The organism is Bacillus pumilus, from assembly GCF_900186955.1.
Classification (GTDB): Bacteria; Bacillota; Bacilli; order Bacillales; family Bacillaceae; genus Bacillus; species Bacillus pumilus.
Genome location: NZ_LT906438.1, coordinates 3,057,866 through 3,072,483 on the forward strand (window position 1 = coordinate 3,057,866; position 14,618 = coordinate 3,072,483).

The following is a 14,618-nucleotide window of genomic DNA, read 5'->3' on the forward strand; positions in this document are numbered from 1 at the left end:
GATAACGATTCTCATTATCACACTATGATTTTATCATAGAAAAGGATGGTGTCAATGTAAATTTTTAAGAAAAAGGGAGAGTGTTGACTAGTTGTTCATACTAAATAGAACGATTCCACATTTGGATGGCCCTTCCAATCTGTTTTCCCGCTTCTAGTAACACCGACAAATGGGTATGTCCATCCAGCACTTGATAGACTGATTGTTTTCTGATCGTTTCATCGGGCAGTTCATGATAGGCAGGAAATTTTTCTATATCATACAGCTCATCCTCACTTCCTACTAACATCGCATATGGCCGATCCATCATCGCAAATTGTTTTTTAGGTGCAGACGGGGTTAAGGCAAGTGCTAGATTGACGGTGATGGCTGTCAACAAAAGCGGGTCCTGCTCAACTGCCCATGCCGGATAATGAAAACGCACGGCTTCAGAATGACTCATCAACAATCCTTTTGTCATGGCAGACAAAACGAATTTCCATACTTGAACGCTCGCAAAAGGGATTTGATCAGGCCTTGCTGTGCCTGATTGATAGCCAAATTCAGGGGCAATAAAAAAGTAACCATCTACTTCTCTTTTTTTCGGCCAAGATAGGTAGTTTAGCAGTAATCCCGCTCCAGATGAATGACCGCAGAGATAAACGGCTCCTTTATGCTGCTGTTTGACCGTATCCACAAACTGCGAAATATCGTGCCACACATCTGTGACACTAGGTGTATCACCCTTTTTCCCTTCCGAATGGCCGTGACCTCTTAAATCGATTAAAAACGTATTCACATGAAAATCATGTTGCAGCGTATCGGCAATATGCTCATAACCAGCTAGGCTGTGAGCGCCTCCGCCATGGATCAAGATGACATTTGCCTCGTTCTTTTTTTCTGCTAAAAACGGATAATACGCAAGGCTTGTGCCGTCGTGTGATGGCATGAATTGTCTTTCTGGAATATGAACAGGAGCTGCCTGCTGCATAATTGCAAATGAGAATGGTTCGGTCTTAGTGTCTGTCAATTTTTTCGCTCCTTCAAACAGAAACGAGAATGGCAAGCGATACTGGCCATTCTCATGACTACATTCTATTAAGTAATCTCCCACAAAGGGAAGGTCTTGCTTTGAATAATGGCAACAATTTATTTTAACGCTTTTTTTGCATCGGAGATAGGGAAGACAGGAAAGACGTCATTTACTTCACAGCTTTTCATGAACAAATCCATTGATTTCATTTTTATGTATTGTCCATGTTTTATGATGAGCTGTATGTATTGAATCTAATTGTTTACTAAATATACATTTTCTATTTTTGTTATAGACTTAGATTGCAAACTTTGATTATCCATTTCTACGTAAAGGGAAAAATCATTGTTTTCAACAAAAATTATATCGCTTCCATTATTAAGTTTTATTTTTAATGAATTGCCTTCTTTTTGAGTATTACGAAAGGTATTCTCAATCATATTGTAGTCTAATTCAGTCCACTTGCCATTGATTATAATTTTGGTCATCCCCATTATCTTATGACTGATACTATTGGGGATCATTTTCTTTTGAAATTTTTCAGAAATTTCTTCGTTATCTAATTGCTGAAATCCAATTTGAAATGCCTCTTTTTCAAAAAAAGGTAAGTACATGTTTCTCCATCGTGATGAAATTTTAAGTAGTCCAAATAATTTATATTCGATTCTTTCTGGCGTTTGTACATCAAATGCTTTGTCTAAAAGCGATTGATGTAAAGAATCAATATCTGATACATCAATCATTAAGCATATTGCTCCTCTTGTGCCTCGATTATACAACTCTGTCCAATCTTTTTTCCAGCCACCGCCATCCTTCTTTGTTATATTCACTAATTCAAGATACTCCTTTCCAATCCAAAGATTGCTTATTTTAAAGCCTTTTGTTCTTTTACCTTTTTTAGGTGCATACGGGAAACCATTTTGTTGTATCATATCTATCATTTTTTTGTCTTTTTGATATTTTTCATCAACATTGATAACAATATGATCAATTTTATTCATCGGTTAATCCCCCCGTCTTAATTAAATGAATAACTTCATGAAGATACTTCATTTTCATTTCTTCCATTTCATAAATGTAATCAAACGTTAGCCTTGTTAAAGGAGATAAATTCATTTGTTTCTCTTTTTCTTCTTCACCCTTTTTTATTTCTGCTAAATGTCTTTTTTGCGCTTCAATTTGAACATTTAATGATTTAACAGCTTCTTGTTTTTCAATTTCGTCAGCAAACATGAGTCCAGCAAAAAGTTGAGTTGGATAAGTATTTTGAGATTCTACAAGGCATTTCATCACACATTCTTTCTTGTATTCTTTTCCAAGTTCTGTGATTTTATAGACTTTCGTACTCTTTTTCCCTATCGTCCTTGTTTCACAAATTTTTATATAGTTTCCTTTTTCTAATTTATTTAGCGCATAATAGATTGAGCCAACTAGAATTCCACCCCATATATCCACCATTGTATTTTTTAAATTCTGCTCAACATCATACCCTGACATCGGTTTCATCGATATTAATCCTAATATATATAAGTCCGTCATCAGATTCCTCCTATTCAATATCTATTTACACAATACTCAACATTGAGTATTATTTCAAGATTAGATTTAAATTTTCTTTCATGCTAAGCACTTTTTCAGAGCTCTCAAAAAATCCTGTAAGCAAGCGTTAGCGTGATGTTTATAGAGGTGTGCAATACGATGAGTGAGCCACCTTGATCAAACAAAAAAAAGACGAACGGCAACCGTTCGTCTTCTTCCCTCACTTCACTTCTTCATGCTCCTGAACAGCATGTCGTTTACTGGCGATAAAGAGTGCAACGGTCATGGCTAGAATGGTCAGCGCCCACCAGAAGGTCGATACAGCCTCTTTATGATCGATGATAATCAAACGGATGACGGCTGTGATGCCAATATAAATAAAATAGCGAAGCGGAAAATGAAAGTTTGATTTAAAGTACTTAATAATTAAGGCAATAAACTCAAAGTACATAAAGAAGATCAGCAGCTCACCAAGCATTTCATAATAGCTTTCTCCTTTGTTGACCACATTCTTGTAGACAAATTGGACAATATACCAAGTTTCACTAATTAAGAGGACGCTTAAAGCAAGGGCTAGAAAGAACAGACAGATATTCAGAAGACCTTGCAAGAGATCGGGTACCTTTTGGAAGTTGTTGAATCGTTTCATTAGATTGTCTCTCCATTCCATGTTATTCATTTGTCATCTATATTTTGATGTGCCAGAAGCGCAGCACGATGTAGTAAACATCGTTCTTTTCCATCTTTTCAAACTGCCCGTGCATGCGGGTCATCATTCGTTTTATGCTTCGTTCACCAAGTCCAGTGCTTTCCTGCGTGCCATTTGTCTCTTTTATCGCATTGCTGACATGGATCTCAAACATTTCTTGATCGGATAGAAAGGTGAAATTGATGTCTTTTTTCGGATCGGCGTATTTCAGTATGTTGGACATCAGATTATCAAACACTCGGCCAAGTTCCTCGACATTCACGTTGATATAGCTGTCAGGAAGCTCTCCTAAAAGATGAACCTTGAATGTCTCTTGCTGCAAGATCGCCACCTGATCTGATAAAAGATCGTAAATGACCTCTTTGACTGCAACGGTCTCAAGCTCAGGTTCTTGTTCTTTATCAAGTAGAAAATAGGCAAACAGATTATCAGACAGATTTTTCAATTGCAATGCTTTCTCATAAGCACTTGCTATATATTGATCTTTACGGGGATCCGCTCCAGCCTCCTCTTTTTTCGCAAACTCCAGGTTCATCATGAGCGACGTCAGCGGTGTTCTCATATCGTGTGACATTTCGGTCACCAGACTGCGACTCTCTTCTTGCAACTCGTCAATGGCTTGGAGCTTGTCCAGAAAAGCTTTACGAAGATCCTCAATACTTTTGGCAATCATCGCTAATTCATCATGCCCTTTTACCGTCATCTCATAGTCTAGCTCGCCGCCTTCAAGAATATGAATGTCTTGGTGAATCGTTTGCAGATAGCGTAAACTTTTGCGAATGCCAAGCAGAACAATGAGGAGAAAAATAAGCGTCGCCCCGAGCAGCTCGAGTGTAAAGGCAAGATCGTGGTAACGAGATGAATAGAAACCATCCACCATGACGCGACCTTCACCGTCGCTAAACTGAACTGGATACGAATGATGCTCAGCGTACTGGGTCACCTTTTCTTTTCCATACGCCGATTCATCAGCAGCCGAATAGATGGAGTCATATTGCAGCACTTCATCCTTGAAGATGGTCAAATTAATGTAATTCTCTTTTTTTACCCACTCACCAAACGCTTTTCGGTCTGTTGAAGACAGCTCATTCTCAGACACATAGTGGCTGAATTTTTGAATATACCTGGCTGACTCCTCCTCGTAATACTCGTCCGAACTCAAGTATCCATCAATGAGGTCATTGGTGATCTTTTGCAGCGTCAAAAAGACAAGTCCACTCACGACCGTAGCTGTCAAAATCAATAGTGCTAGCTTTTTGGCTAGTGTATATTTACGATGTGCCAAATCGGTATCCTCTTCCCCATTCTGTTTTGATATATACAGGACGTGCAGGATCATCTTCAATTTTGGCACGCAGCTTTCGAATATGCACCATCACCGTATTGTTGGAACAATAGAAATAAGGCTGTCCCCATACACTCTCATAAATATTTTGGGCTGAAAAGATTTTGTTTCGCCTGCTCATGAGCAGCTTCAACATACGATATTCTAAATCAGACAGCTTGAGTTGTTGATTTCCTTTCCACACTTCATTAAATTCTTCGCTCACCCTCAGCTTGCCCCCAACAAGAAACGTTTCTTCCTGTTCCTTCTTTTCCTGATAGACGGTGTACCTGCGTAATTGTGCAATCACTCTAGCATGAAGCTCCTCTTGTGAAAAAGGTTTTGTCATATAATCATCCCCGCCGGCAAGTAAGCCTTCGGTTTTATCGAATGTACTTGATTTGGCTGTTAGAAATAGAATCGGGACATTAGAAGAGGCTCTCATCTGCTGGCACGTTTCAATGCCTGATATGCCTGGCATCATCACATCCAAAATCACCAAATCGAGCGAATCGTCCACAAACTTCAATGCTTGCTCGCCATTCATCGCTCTTTGCACCTCATATCCAGCACGTGTAAGGGATTCCTGCAAAAGGTCTCCAATATCTTGATCATCTTCTACGATTAATATTCGATGCGTCATGTCTCTCTCACCTCATGATACGTGATGTACTTTCTTTTATGTCTTTACTATATATCATCTAGCTATGTGAAAAGATACAGCATAAACCTTAACAGTTTATGAATTTGCCCCTCTGCCATCAATTCGTCACATTTATTTTCAAAATATTGGATCTTCATAAATTATTAAGAATTGGACCGTATATTGATTCATTGTAGGGATCGATGAATTGATTCGAATGACATTTTTATCATAACAAGAAAAGGAGCATGGATATGAATACAAACAAAGTAGCACACGCGATGAATTTGAAGGATCGGGTTCATTTCTTAGACATCGTACGGGGATTTGCCTTAATGGGAATTATTTTGGTCAATTACTTTTTAATCGTGGATTCGGCGAAGGGGTTCGATATGGAATCAAATGATGTCTTTCATAACTTAGTGAATTGGTTTGCCTCTGGGAAATTCATTACGTTGTTCTCCTTCCTATTCGGGGTTGGGTTTATGATTTTTATGGATCGAGCTGCTCAGAAGGTGGACAGTCCGAACAAGCTGTTTGCCCGCAGATTAACCATTCTCTTAGGGTTTGGCCTTCTGCATTTAACTTTTGTTTGGATTGGTGATATTTTGGCCTATTATGCAGTTGCTGGTTTTTTATTGCTTTTCTTTTACAAACGCACAGCCAAAACCATCCGAAACTGGCTGATCACACTCTTTGTGATTCAATTGCTCACACCCTTTTTCACAATGCTGCTCAATACCATCAGTTCAGGATCATCAGGCAAGCCGGACTTTGCCGATTTTGAATTAATCAGCCACAACAGTCTGACTTATTTAGCATCTATTGGTGACCGGTGGGCAGATATGGTGACAATGGCTTCCAGTTCATTTTTCACTGTCTATTCCATGTTCTTCATGTTTTTACTTGGTGTGTATTTTGTGAAAATGGAGTTTTTCAAAAACATGGAGGCGAAAAAAGCAATTTGGAATCGCATTTGGATCATCTGTACAATCGCTTTTCTCATCACTCAAAGCAGTACGATCATAGTAGCGATCAATCCTTTTGAACATACACTCTGGGTGAACATTGCCACTGCCCTTGAACAAAACGGAGGACTAACTGGCAGTATGTTTTATATGAGTACACTTGCGATGCTGTTTCTGCACGTTCCTCAGCTGCGAGGTGCTTTGATGGTCTTTACAAAAGTCGGACGGATGTCCCTGACCTGTTACTTGCTTCACTCGATCATTGGAACCTTGCTATTTCTAAAGTATGGAGCGGGGCTTGTCGATCATCTTCAGCCGGCTGGTACGTTTTTCATGGCTATTGGCGTGTATGTCTTCCTTGTGCTTTTCAGTACGTTTTGGTTAAAGCGGTTTAAGTATGGACCGATGGAATTTATTTGGCGTCAGCTGACGTATGGGAAGGTCAATGACAGATCGAAAACCAATACATTTCATGCGGCGAAGTAAAAGAAAAAAGGCGAATGGCTACAGTTCGCCTTTTTTAATATGTTAAGTTTGTGATTCAGAGACAATCCGTTCACTTTCAATACTGCTCAATCATTTCTTGTAATTGAGTCAAATAACTCTCTTTTAATTCATCTGGGTATTCAATTTTCACATGCTTCCCAAATGAGATCAAATAGTGAGTCATATACGATAATTCTTCTTGGTTGTACCCACCCATAATATATGGAGTATCATCAATGATCTCCAATCTCATATTCGGGTAATGATTCTTCAAAAACTTTTCTTTTCCTTGTTCCGTTAATCGACATTTAAATGAGATGTCATGATAAGTTTTTTCGTACTCGAGCTGCAGTGCTTTTAATTCTTCCTTCGTAAAGGTGTCTCTGCCTTCTTCAATGATCAAGTCCTTCATAAAGTCACATCTATAGATGTCCCACTTTTTATTTTGAACATCATATGCTTTGGTGAACCAAATCCCATTTCGATAAAACAACTCAAGAAATTGCAGCCTGATCCTTTTATTTTCATATTGCGTGTACGTCATCTTCACGATTTGATCTTCCATCATCGCCTGTAAAATCAATTCCAAATGATTTTGTTCACTAACTGGTGCGACATTATAGTAATGAATCACATCCAAAGTCTCTGTGATCATTTGTTTTCTCTCATCAGACATTGTGGCAAACAGCTTTTGCCGAATTTGTGAGTAGGACTTTTTAAATGGTGTTGCTGACACCAGGTCTAGCGCTTTAAGCGCGAAAAAAATAGCTTGAACTTCATCGGTATTGAAATAAATAGGGACCATTGGAGATTGTTTCACCAGTCGATATCCTCCATGTCTGCCATTTTCAACGTAAAAAGCTAAGCCCATGGACTCTAGCTCTTCCATATCTCTCAAAGCCGTACGTTTCGATATGCCAAATTCGGTTTCTAAATCCTTTAATTGAAATGAGTATTTATCACTTAAAAAAATAAGCTCTTGGTTTAATCGTTCTGATTTTTTCATTTGAATTTCCTTTTAAAAAAGGTGACATGTTTTGTCACCTTTATATTTTATACTCAGTTTATCAAAAGAAAAGGAGCATGTATATGCAAACATTAATCATTAACGCGCACCCTGATTTCACTCATCGAGAAAGTTATTCAAACAAACTGCAAACACTATTTTTAGAACAGTTTAAAGAAAGATACCCTCATGATGAACCAACCATTTTACATTTACATGAAACTGAAATTCCTCGTATCGAAAAAGACCAGCTGTTACGTATTTGGAATAAGCAAGCATCTGAACAAACATTAACAGCTACCGAAGAAAACATCGCTGCTGCTTCATCTGCTTTATTGGCTCAATTCAAAGCACATCATCGAATCGTCATTGTGTCACCTGTTCATAATTTCAATGTGACGTCACGTATGAAAGATTATATAGATAATATTTTTATTGCGAGAGAAACGTTTAAATATACAGAAAATGGTTCAGTTGGTCTGATGACTGACGATTATCGTGTACTTTTGCTTCAAGCAAGTGGCTCAATTTTCACAAATAACGATCGATACACACCTCTGGAATTTTCACATTACTACCTAAAAGAAATATTCCAAAACTTGATGGGCTTTCAACAATTTCATATTGTCCGAGCACAAGGAACAGCGATTTTAGAGGAAGAAACGATCTTGACATCTGCAACTGACGATTTGTCTAAAGCCTTTGATGCGTTTTACCAGCCTAGCGGGATGTAAGCAAAACAAAAAGACCAAAAACGTTTGATATCACGTTTTTGGTCTTTTTTTATTAACCGATTGAACCTTCCATTTCAAACTTAATCAAACGGTTCATTTCAACGGCATATTCCATTGGTAGTTCTTTTGTGAATGGTTCGATGAAGCCCATGACGATCATTTCTGTTGCTTCTTCTTCAGAAATTCCGCGGCTCATCAAGTAGAATAGCTGCTCTTCTGATACTTTTGAAACCTTGGCTTCGTGCTCTAATGAAATGTTGTCGTTTAAGATTTCATTGTAAGGAATCGTATCAGATGTTGATTTGTTATCCATGATGAGTGTGTCACACTCGATGTTTGAGCGTGCACCTTCTGCTTTACGTCCGAAGTGAACGATTCCGCGGTATGTGACTTTACCGCCTTGTTTGGAAATCGATTTCGATACGATCGTTGAAGATGTGTTTGGTGCAAGGTGAATCATTTTTGCACCTGCATCTTGGTGCTGACCTTTACCTGCTAGGGCAATACTTAATGTCATACCACGTGCGCCTTCACCTTTTAAGATGACTGCTGGGTATTTCATTGTCAGCTTAGAACCGATGTTTCCATCAATCCATTCCATTGTCGCATTTTCTTCACATACTGTACGTTTCGTCACAAGGTTGAAAACGTTGTTTGCCCAGTTTTGAATCGTTGTATAACGGCAGTAGCCGCCTTTTTTCACGACGATTTCAACAACCGCACTGTGAAGTGAGTTTGTTGTGTAAACTGGTGCTGTACAGCCTTCTACGTAATGCACATGTGCGCCTTCATCAACGATGATCAGTGTACGCTCGAACTGACCCATGTTTTCAGAGTTGATACGGAAGTATGCTTGAAGTGGTGTATCTACTTTGACGCCCTTCGGTACGTAGATAAATGAACCACCAGACCATACAGCCGAGTTAAGCGCAGCAAATTTGTTGTCAGTCGGAGGAATGACTTTTGCCCAGTGCTCACGGAAGATGTCTTCGTTCTCTTTTAATGCGCTGTCTGTATCTTTAAACACAATGCCTAGATCTTCAAGGTCTTGCTTCATGTTGTGATACACAACTTCAGATTCATACTGAGCAGATACACCTGCTAAGTACTTTTGCTCTGCTTCAGGGATCCCAAGCTTATCAAAGGTTTCTTTGATTTCTTCTGGTACTTCATCCCAAGAACGCTCAGAGCGCTCTGATGGCTTTACGTAGTACGTAATTTCATCAAAGTTTAATGCATTTAAATCTCCGCCCCATTGTGGCATCGGCATGTTGTAAAAGAGCTCAAGAGATTTCAAACGGAAGTCGAGCATCCACTGAGGCTCTTCTTTCATACGAGAAATTTCTTCAACGATCTCTTTTGTCAGTCCGCGCTCTGAACGGAAAATGGAAACGTCTTTATCAGAAAAGCCGTATTTATATTCACCAACATCTGGCATTTTTTTAGCCATCCATTTTCACTCCAATCTTATGATTTGCCGTTATCTTCGGCAGATGCGCCTTTTTCAAGCGCCTTCCAGGATAATGTTGCACATTTGATGCGGGCAGGGAATTTTGCCACTCCCTGCAGCGCCTCAATGTCACCAAGATCAATGGAATCGTCGTATTCTTTTCCTAGCATCATATCGGAGAAAATCTGAGACATTTTCAAAGCTGTTTCAATATCTTTCCCTTTAATCGCCTGCGTCATCATAGAGGCAGATGCCATCGAAATGGAGCATCCTTCTCCTTCAAATTTCGCATCCATGACTTTTTCGTCTTCGATTTTCATCGTGAGACGAATGCGGTCACCACACGTTGGGTTGTTCATATCGACGACAATGCTGTCGTTTAACACACCTTTGTTTCTCGGATTTTTATAATGATCCATAATCACTTGTCTGTACAGTGTGTCTAAGTTTACATTAAAAGACATTCGTAAAATACTCCTTTGTCTTACGGAGCGCTGCAATGAGCTCGTCAATCTCTTCTTCTGTATTGTACAGATAGAAGCTTGCTCTTGCAGTCGCTGATACACCAAGCCATTTCATGAGCGGCTGTGCACAGTGATGTCCAGCACGAATGGCGACACCTTCTGTATCCAGAACAGTTGACGCATCATGCGGATGGACGTCGTCTAAGTTAAACGTCACAAGTCCAGCCCGGTGCTGCGGTCCATAAACAGTCGCACCTTCAAGCTCCTTAAAGCGCTCAAGCGCGTAAGTGGCAAGCTGATGCTCGTAACGGCTGACTTCCTCCATACCAATGTCATTTAAGAAATCAATCGCTTTTCCTAGTCCAACTGCTCCGGCAATAATCGGTGTTCCCGCTTCAAATTTCCACGGGAGCTCTTTCCAAGTAGAATCATACAGATCCACAAAGTCGATCATTTCACCGCCAAACTCAGCAGGCTCCATATTATTCAAAAGGTCCTTCTTCCCGTAAAGCACACCGATGCCAGTCGGTCCACACATTTTATGCCCGGAGAATGCGAAAAAGTCACAATCTAGATCCTGAACATCAATTTGCATATGCGGCGTGCTTTGTGCACCATCGACGACAATGATTGCCCCATGATCATGGGCTATTTTGGCGATTTCTTTAATCGGGTTGATGGTTCCTAATACGTTTGAAACATGTGTGACAGCGACGATTTTCGTTTGATGTGTGATTGTTTGCTTCACATCTTCCAGCGATAGCGTGCCGTCTTCCTGTAACGGAATATATTTCAATGTGGCGCCAGTTGCTTTTGCTGCTTGCTGCCAAGGGATGATATTTGCATGGTGCTCCATGTGCGTAATGACAATCTCATCGCCTTCTTTGAGGTTTGCTCTAGCATAGCTGATCGCCACTGTGTTTAGTGCAGTTGTTGTACCTCTAGTAAAAATAATTTCTTGGACAGATGAAGCACGGATGAATGCACGAACTTTCTCTCTCGCACCCTCGTATGCGTCCGTTGCTTTTGTGCCAAGGGTATGAACACCCCGGTGGACGTTCGAGTTGTAAGACCGGTAATACTCATTCATTGCATCAATGACCACTCTTGGTTTTTGAGAAGTCGCTGCACTGTCCAAATACACCAAATCATGTCCGTTCACTTGCTGATGAAGGATTGGAAATTGCTCACGAACGTCTTTGATATTCATTATTTTACTTTCCTTTCAATCACAGAAACGAGCTGCTTTTTAACTCCTTCAATCGGCAGTTCTTTGACGACTGGATTTAAGAAGCCATAAATCACAAGTCTTTCTGCATCTTCTTTGGAAATCCCGCGGCTCATGAGGTAATAGAGTTGAATTGGATCGACACGTCCAACAGAAGCAGCATGCCCTGCTGTTACATCATCTTCATCAATTAATAGAATTGGGTTTGCATCACCGCGTGCTTTCTCACTCAGCATGAGAACACGTGATTCCTGCTCGGCATTTGACTTCGTTGCGCCATGCTCGATTTTACCAATTCCGTTAAAGATAGAGGATGCTTGATCCTTCATCACACCATGCTTCAAGATATACCCTTCAGAGTTTTTACCGAAGTGGATGATGCTTGTTGTAAAGTTTTCCGTTTGATTCCCGCGGCCGACAACAACTGATTTTGTATCACCGAATGTCCCGTCGCCCATAAGCTTTGTGATGTTTTCAGACACGACGTCTCCATCATTCATAAGGCCAAGCGCCCATTCGATTTTACTGTCACGGCCACTTGCCATACCGCGTCTGTTCACATAGACTGTGACACCTTCTGAAAGGTTATCTACTGCGCCGTATGTGACGCGGGCATTAGCTCCCGTGAACACTTCGGACACGATATTGAAGATTGCTTCTTCAGGTTTTGCTGTACTAATGTAGTTTTCTACATATGTCACTGCACTATGATCGTCTGCTACGACGATGACATGATTGAACAAAGTCGTGTCGTCATTTTCATGCAGGTAGATGGCTTGAATTGGCGCTTCAAGTTCTACATTTTTTGGTACATAGAGGAAAGCTCCGCCATTGACTAAAGCAGCATGTAATGCTGTTAGTTTATGCTCATCTACTTTCACTGCATCCGTCATGAAGTATTTCTTCACTAGATCACCATGTTCGCGAAGCGCTGTATGAAGATCAGTGAAGATCACGCCTTTGTCTTTCGCTTCTGTTGAAAGAGACAAGTATGCTGGCGTTTGATCACGCTGAATGTAGACTGTCTTATCCGTGTCCTCTAAATCAATGAGAGATTTCACTTCTTCAGGAAGCTCTTCTAATGATCCAAATGGCGCACTTTCGACTGTGTGCTGTTTGAAATTGGTTAAATTCCATTTAGAAATATTCGTTTTGTCAGGCTTTGGCATTGGAAGGTCTTCTGCTTTTTCAAGAGCCTGTAAGCGAAGGGAACTCATCCATGCCGGTTCCTGATGCTTCTCGGAGAAGCTTTTGACATAATCTTGATCTACTGATAATTTCGTTTCTAATGTCATCAATAATCCTCCTAACGCTTACGCTTCTTGACCAACAGTTTCGTCTTCAATTCCTAACTCTTTTTTAATCCAGTCATAGCCTTCTGCTTCTAGACGTTGTGCAAGCTCTGGTCCGCCAGATTTCACGATACGTCCTTGCATCATGACATGAACGTGATCTGGTGTGATGTAGTTCAGTAGACGCTGATAGTGAGTGATCATTAAGCAGCCGAAGCTTTCGCCGCGCATTCTGTTAATTCCTTTAGAAACCACTTTCAACGCATCGATATCAAGACCAGAATCGATTTCATCAAGGATCGCAATTTTAGGTTCAATCATCATTAATTGAAGAATTTCATTGCGTTTTTTCTCTCCGCCTGAGAAACCTTCGTTTAGGTAGCGTTGCGCCATGTCTGGGTCCATTTCAAGGAACTCCATGTTTTCGTCCATTTTGCGGATGAATTTCATTAGAGAGATTTCATCGCCTTCTTCTCTGCGAGCGTTAATAGCAGAACGAAGGAAGTCCGCATTTGTCACACCACTAATTTCAGATGGGTATTGCATCGCAAGGAAAAGACCTGCTTGAGCGCGCTCATCTACTTCCATTTCAAGTACATCTTCGCCATCAAGCAAAATGCTACCTTTTGTTACTTCATATTTAGGGTGACCCATAATGGCAGCAGATAAAGTTGATTTACCTGTACCGTTTGGTCCCATTACTGCGTGGAATTCTCCACCTTTTATCTCGAGGTTTACACCCTTTAAGATTTCTTTCCCTTCAATCTCAACGTGCAAGTCCTTAATTGTTAATGTCGAAGCAGTCATATATCGATACCTCCAAAATAATCATTATTCTCAATTTATTCTCATTCTAATTTTATAACAAATTAAAACTGAATACAACACATTCACGATATGCGTGAGAGGATGCTCTCAAAATTCTAACAAAAAAAGCCGGTAGATAAAAGGATTTATGTCGAAAAGACTGTTTTCATAAAGAAAGGACGGGAATCTGTTCTCCCCGCCCCTTAGCTATTTAATAGCCTCGTATATTCATTTTTGCGAGCTGTCTTTTCTCATCTCGATAGGACTGCTCTCGTTTATATTCCACTTTCATCCGTAAGTCATGGTCTCTTTCGTACTCTGCATAGCTCATGCCATGAGCCTTATGCATGGCCTTTTCCATCTCGGCGGTATAATCCAATCCCAGTGTACTATGGTCCGAACAAATAATAAACCATTCCCTTCTTTGAGTGTAGCTTCATTGTATCAAAGACATGTGGCTTCACTCAAAAGGGATATGACGCGCTATGCTGGCATATTTTCTCACACAATCGGCTGAGAAGGACTCAACTCCCTGATATGGATAAATGCCATCTTATCCTTCCCTTAATGCGTCTGTCCTCCAAATTCGTCAATACATTGCTGAACAACTGTGATGCCTTGACTTAGTGCAGCACCGCCGCCGAACGCTGCCGCCACACTGACGACCTCTAGCAAATTCTCTTCTGTCGCGCCTTGGTCGAGCGCTCCCTTTGTATGATAAATCATGCAGTATTCATCCTGTGCATGAATACTGATGCCAAGGGCAATCATTTGTTTTTCCTTTTGCGTTAATGAATCGCTCTGAAAGCACTGCTCCGTGAATTCATTGAATTTCTTCCCAAACACCGGCATTTTCTTCTGAAATTCACCCATTGCCGTTTTATAATCAGTCAGTGATTGCTGCATGGATCCGCTCATATGCTGTTCATTCATCTTCATTCCATCCCTTCAGGTCA

Annotated in this window: 16 protein-coding genes; 2 read left to right on the forward strand and 14 right to left on the reverse strand. The window is 40.4% G+C overall.

What is annotated here, in order from left to right; translation table 11 throughout:
- Nucleotides 1-100: 100 nt before the first annotated feature.
- The 6 genes from CKW02_RS16100 to CKW02_RS16125 form a co-directional block, all read right to left on the reverse strand.
- The gene (locus CKW02_RS16100) at nucleotides 101-1,009 is read right to left on the reverse strand and encodes an alpha/beta fold hydrolase (protein ID WP_003213600.1); all 909 of its coding nucleotides are present in this window, start codon (nucleotides 1,007-1,009) and stop codon (nucleotides 101-103) included.
- A gap of 257 nt (nucleotides 1,010-1,266) precedes the next feature.
- Nucleotides 1,267-2,013, reverse strand: coding sequence for a hypothetical protein (locus CKW02_RS16105; RefSeq protein ID WP_003212706.1), 747 nt, complete (start codon nucleotides 2,011-2,013; stop codon nucleotides 1,267-1,269).
- Nucleotides 2,006-2,551, reverse strand: coding sequence for a PadR family transcriptional regulator (locus tag CKW02_RS16110; protein ID WP_003212810.1), 546 nt, complete (start codon nucleotides 2,549-2,551; stop codon nucleotides 2,006-2,008). Before CKW02_RS16110 ends, CKW02_RS16105 begins: the two co-directional genes overlap by 8 nt.
- Before the next feature lie 220 nt (nucleotides 2,552-2,771).
- On the reverse strand, nucleotides 2,772-3,200 hold the full coding sequence (gene psiE, locus CKW02_RS16115; RefSeq protein ID WP_003212694.1) for a phosphate-starvation-inducible protein PsiE: 429 nt from the start codon (nucleotides 3,198-3,200) through the stop codon (nucleotides 2,772-2,774).
- Between the two features lie 37 nt (nucleotides 3,201-3,237).
- Complete coding sequence (locus tag CKW02_RS16120) at nucleotides 3,238-4,545, reverse strand: HAMP domain-containing sensor histidine kinase (protein WP_003213249.1); 1,308 nt, start codon at nucleotides 4,543-4,545, stop codon at nucleotides 3,238-3,240.
- Nucleotides 4,532-5,227 (reverse strand): response regulator transcription factor, encoded by a 696-nt coding sequence (locus tag CKW02_RS16125; RefSeq protein ID WP_003213710.1) that lies wholly within the window; start codon nucleotides 5,225-5,227, stop codon nucleotides 4,532-4,534. Before CKW02_RS16125 ends, CKW02_RS16120 begins: the two co-directional genes overlap by 14 nt.
- Before the next feature lie 254 nt (nucleotides 5,228-5,481).
- Here CKW02_RS16125 and CKW02_RS16130 point away from each other — a divergent pair, with 254 nt between their 5' ends.
- A complete protein-coding gene (locus CKW02_RS16130; RefSeq protein WP_003213374.1) occupies nucleotides 5,482-6,681 on the forward strand; it encodes a DUF418 domain-containing protein in 1,200 nt (399 codons plus the stop codon).
- A gap of 76 nt (nucleotides 6,682-6,757) precedes the next feature.
- Here the strand turns inward: CKW02_RS16130 and CKW02_RS16135 are convergent, their stop codons facing one another.
- The gene (locus CKW02_RS16135) at nucleotides 6,758-7,687 is read right to left on the reverse strand and encodes a helix-turn-helix transcriptional regulator (protein WP_003213589.1); all 930 of its coding nucleotides are present in this window, start codon (nucleotides 7,685-7,687) and stop codon (nucleotides 6,758-6,760) included.
- 83 nt (nucleotides 7,688-7,770) lie between these two features.
- Between CKW02_RS16135 and CKW02_RS16140 the strand changes: the two genes are divergently transcribed.
- Nucleotides 7,771-8,421 (forward strand): FMN-dependent NADH-azoreductase, encoded by a 651-nt coding sequence (locus CKW02_RS16140; RefSeq protein ID WP_003212749.1) that lies wholly within the window; start codon nucleotides 7,771-7,773, stop codon nucleotides 8,419-8,421.
- 52 nt (nucleotides 8,422-8,473) lie between these two features.
- Here CKW02_RS16140 and sufB read toward each other — a convergent pair whose 3' ends face one another.
- The 7 genes from sufB to CKW02_RS16170 all read right to left on the reverse strand — a co-directional run bounded on the left by sufB (nucleotide 8,474) and on the right by CKW02_RS16170 (nucleotide 14,595).
- Nucleotides 8,474-9,871 (reverse strand): Fe-S cluster assembly protein SufB, encoded by a 1,398-nt coding sequence (gene sufB, locus CKW02_RS16145; RefSeq protein WP_003213112.1) that lies wholly within the window; start codon nucleotides 9,869-9,871, stop codon nucleotides 8,474-8,476.
- A gap of 17 nt (nucleotides 9,872-9,888) precedes the next feature.
- Complete coding sequence (sufU, locus tag CKW02_RS16150) at nucleotides 9,889-10,335, reverse strand: Fe-S cluster assembly sulfur transfer protein SufU (protein WP_003212941.1); 447 nt, start codon at nucleotides 10,333-10,335, stop codon at nucleotides 9,889-9,891.
- Nucleotides 10,325-11,545, reverse strand: a complete 1,221-nt coding sequence (locus CKW02_RS16155) for a cysteine desulfurase (protein WP_003213010.1) — start codon at nucleotides 11,543-11,545, stop codon at nucleotides 10,325-10,327. Before CKW02_RS16155 ends, sufU begins: the two co-directional genes overlap by 11 nt.
- Nucleotides 11,545-12,858: a Fe-S cluster assembly protein SufD gene (gene sufD, locus CKW02_RS16160; RefSeq protein ID WP_003213450.1), complete on the reverse strand. Its 1,314-nt coding sequence runs from the start codon at nucleotides 12,856-12,858 to the stop codon at nucleotides 11,545-11,547. The genes CKW02_RS16155 and sufD overlap by 1 nt, the downstream gene beginning before the upstream one ends.
- 18 nt (nucleotides 12,859-12,876) lie before the next feature.
- Nucleotides 12,877-13,662, reverse strand: a complete 786-nt coding sequence (gene sufC, locus CKW02_RS16165) for a Fe-S cluster assembly ATPase SufC (RefSeq protein ID WP_003213654.1) — start codon at nucleotides 13,660-13,662, stop codon at nucleotides 12,877-12,879.
- A gap of 211 nt (nucleotides 13,663-13,873) precedes the next feature.
- Nucleotides 13,874-14,011: a YuzK family famiily protein gene (locus tag CKW02_RS20350; RefSeq protein ID WP_162839378.1), complete on the reverse strand. Its 138-nt coding sequence runs from the start codon at nucleotides 14,009-14,011 to the stop codon at nucleotides 13,874-13,876.
- 215 nt (nucleotides 14,012-14,226) lie between these two features.
- Entirely contained in the window at nucleotides 14,227-14,595 is a 369-nt protein-coding gene (locus CKW02_RS16170) for a carboxymuconolactone decarboxylase family protein (RefSeq protein WP_003212803.1), read from the reverse strand.
- Between the last annotated feature and the right edge of the window lie 23 nt (nucleotides 14,596-14,618).

Bases quoted from the DNA above. Each gene is read 5' to 3' on its own strand.
- CKW02_RS16105 (WP_003212706.1), bottom strand. From the start codon at position 2,013: ATGAATAAAATTGATCATATTGTTATCAATGTTGATGAAAAATATCAA.
- CKW02_RS16110 (WP_003212810.1), bottom strand. From the start codon at position 2,551: ATGACGGACTTATATATATTAGGATTAATATCGATGAAACCGATGTCA.
- psiE (WP_003212694.1), bottom strand. From the start codon at position 3,200: ATGAAACGATTCAACAACTTCCAAAAGGTACCCGATCTCTTGCAAGGT.
- CKW02_RS16125 (WP_003213710.1), bottom strand. From the start codon at position 5,227: ATGACGCATCGAATATTAATCGTAGAAGATGATCAAGATATTGGAGAC.
- CKW02_RS16130 (WP_003213374.1), top strand. From the start codon at position 5,482: ATGAATACAAACAAAGTAGCACACGCGATGAATTTGAAGGATCGGGTT.
- CKW02_RS16135 (WP_003213589.1), bottom strand. From the start codon at position 7,687: ATGAAAAAATCAGAACGATTAAACCAAGAGCTTATTTTTTTAAGTGAT.
- CKW02_RS16140 (WP_003212749.1), top strand. From the start codon at position 7,771: ATGCAAACATTAATCATTAACGCGCACCCTGATTTCACTCATCGAGAA.
- sufB (WP_003213112.1), bottom strand. From the start codon at position 9,871: ATGGCTAAAAAAATGCCAGATGTTGGTGAATATAAATACGGCTTTTCT.
- sufU (WP_003212941.1), bottom strand. From the start codon at position 10,335: ATGTCTTTTAATGTAAACTTAGACACACTGTACAGACAAGTGATTATG.
- CKW02_RS16155 (WP_003213010.1), bottom strand. From the start codon at position 11,545: ATGAATATCAAAGACGTTCGTGAGCAATTTCCAATCCTTCATCAGCAA.
- sufD (WP_003213450.1), bottom strand. From the start codon at position 12,858: ATGACATTAGAAACGAAATTATCAGTAGATCAAGATTATGTCAAAAGC.
- sufC (WP_003213654.1), bottom strand. From the start codon at position 13,662: ATGACTGCTTCGACATTAACAATTAAGGACTTGCACGTTGAGATTGAA.
- CKW02_RS20350 (WP_162839378.1), bottom strand. From the start codon at position 14,011: ATGCATAAGGCTCATGGCATGAGCTATGCAGAGTACGAAAGAGACCAT.
- CKW02_RS16170 (WP_003212803.1), bottom strand. From the start codon at position 14,595: ATGAATGAACAGCATATGAGCGGATCCATGCAGCAATCACTGACTGAT.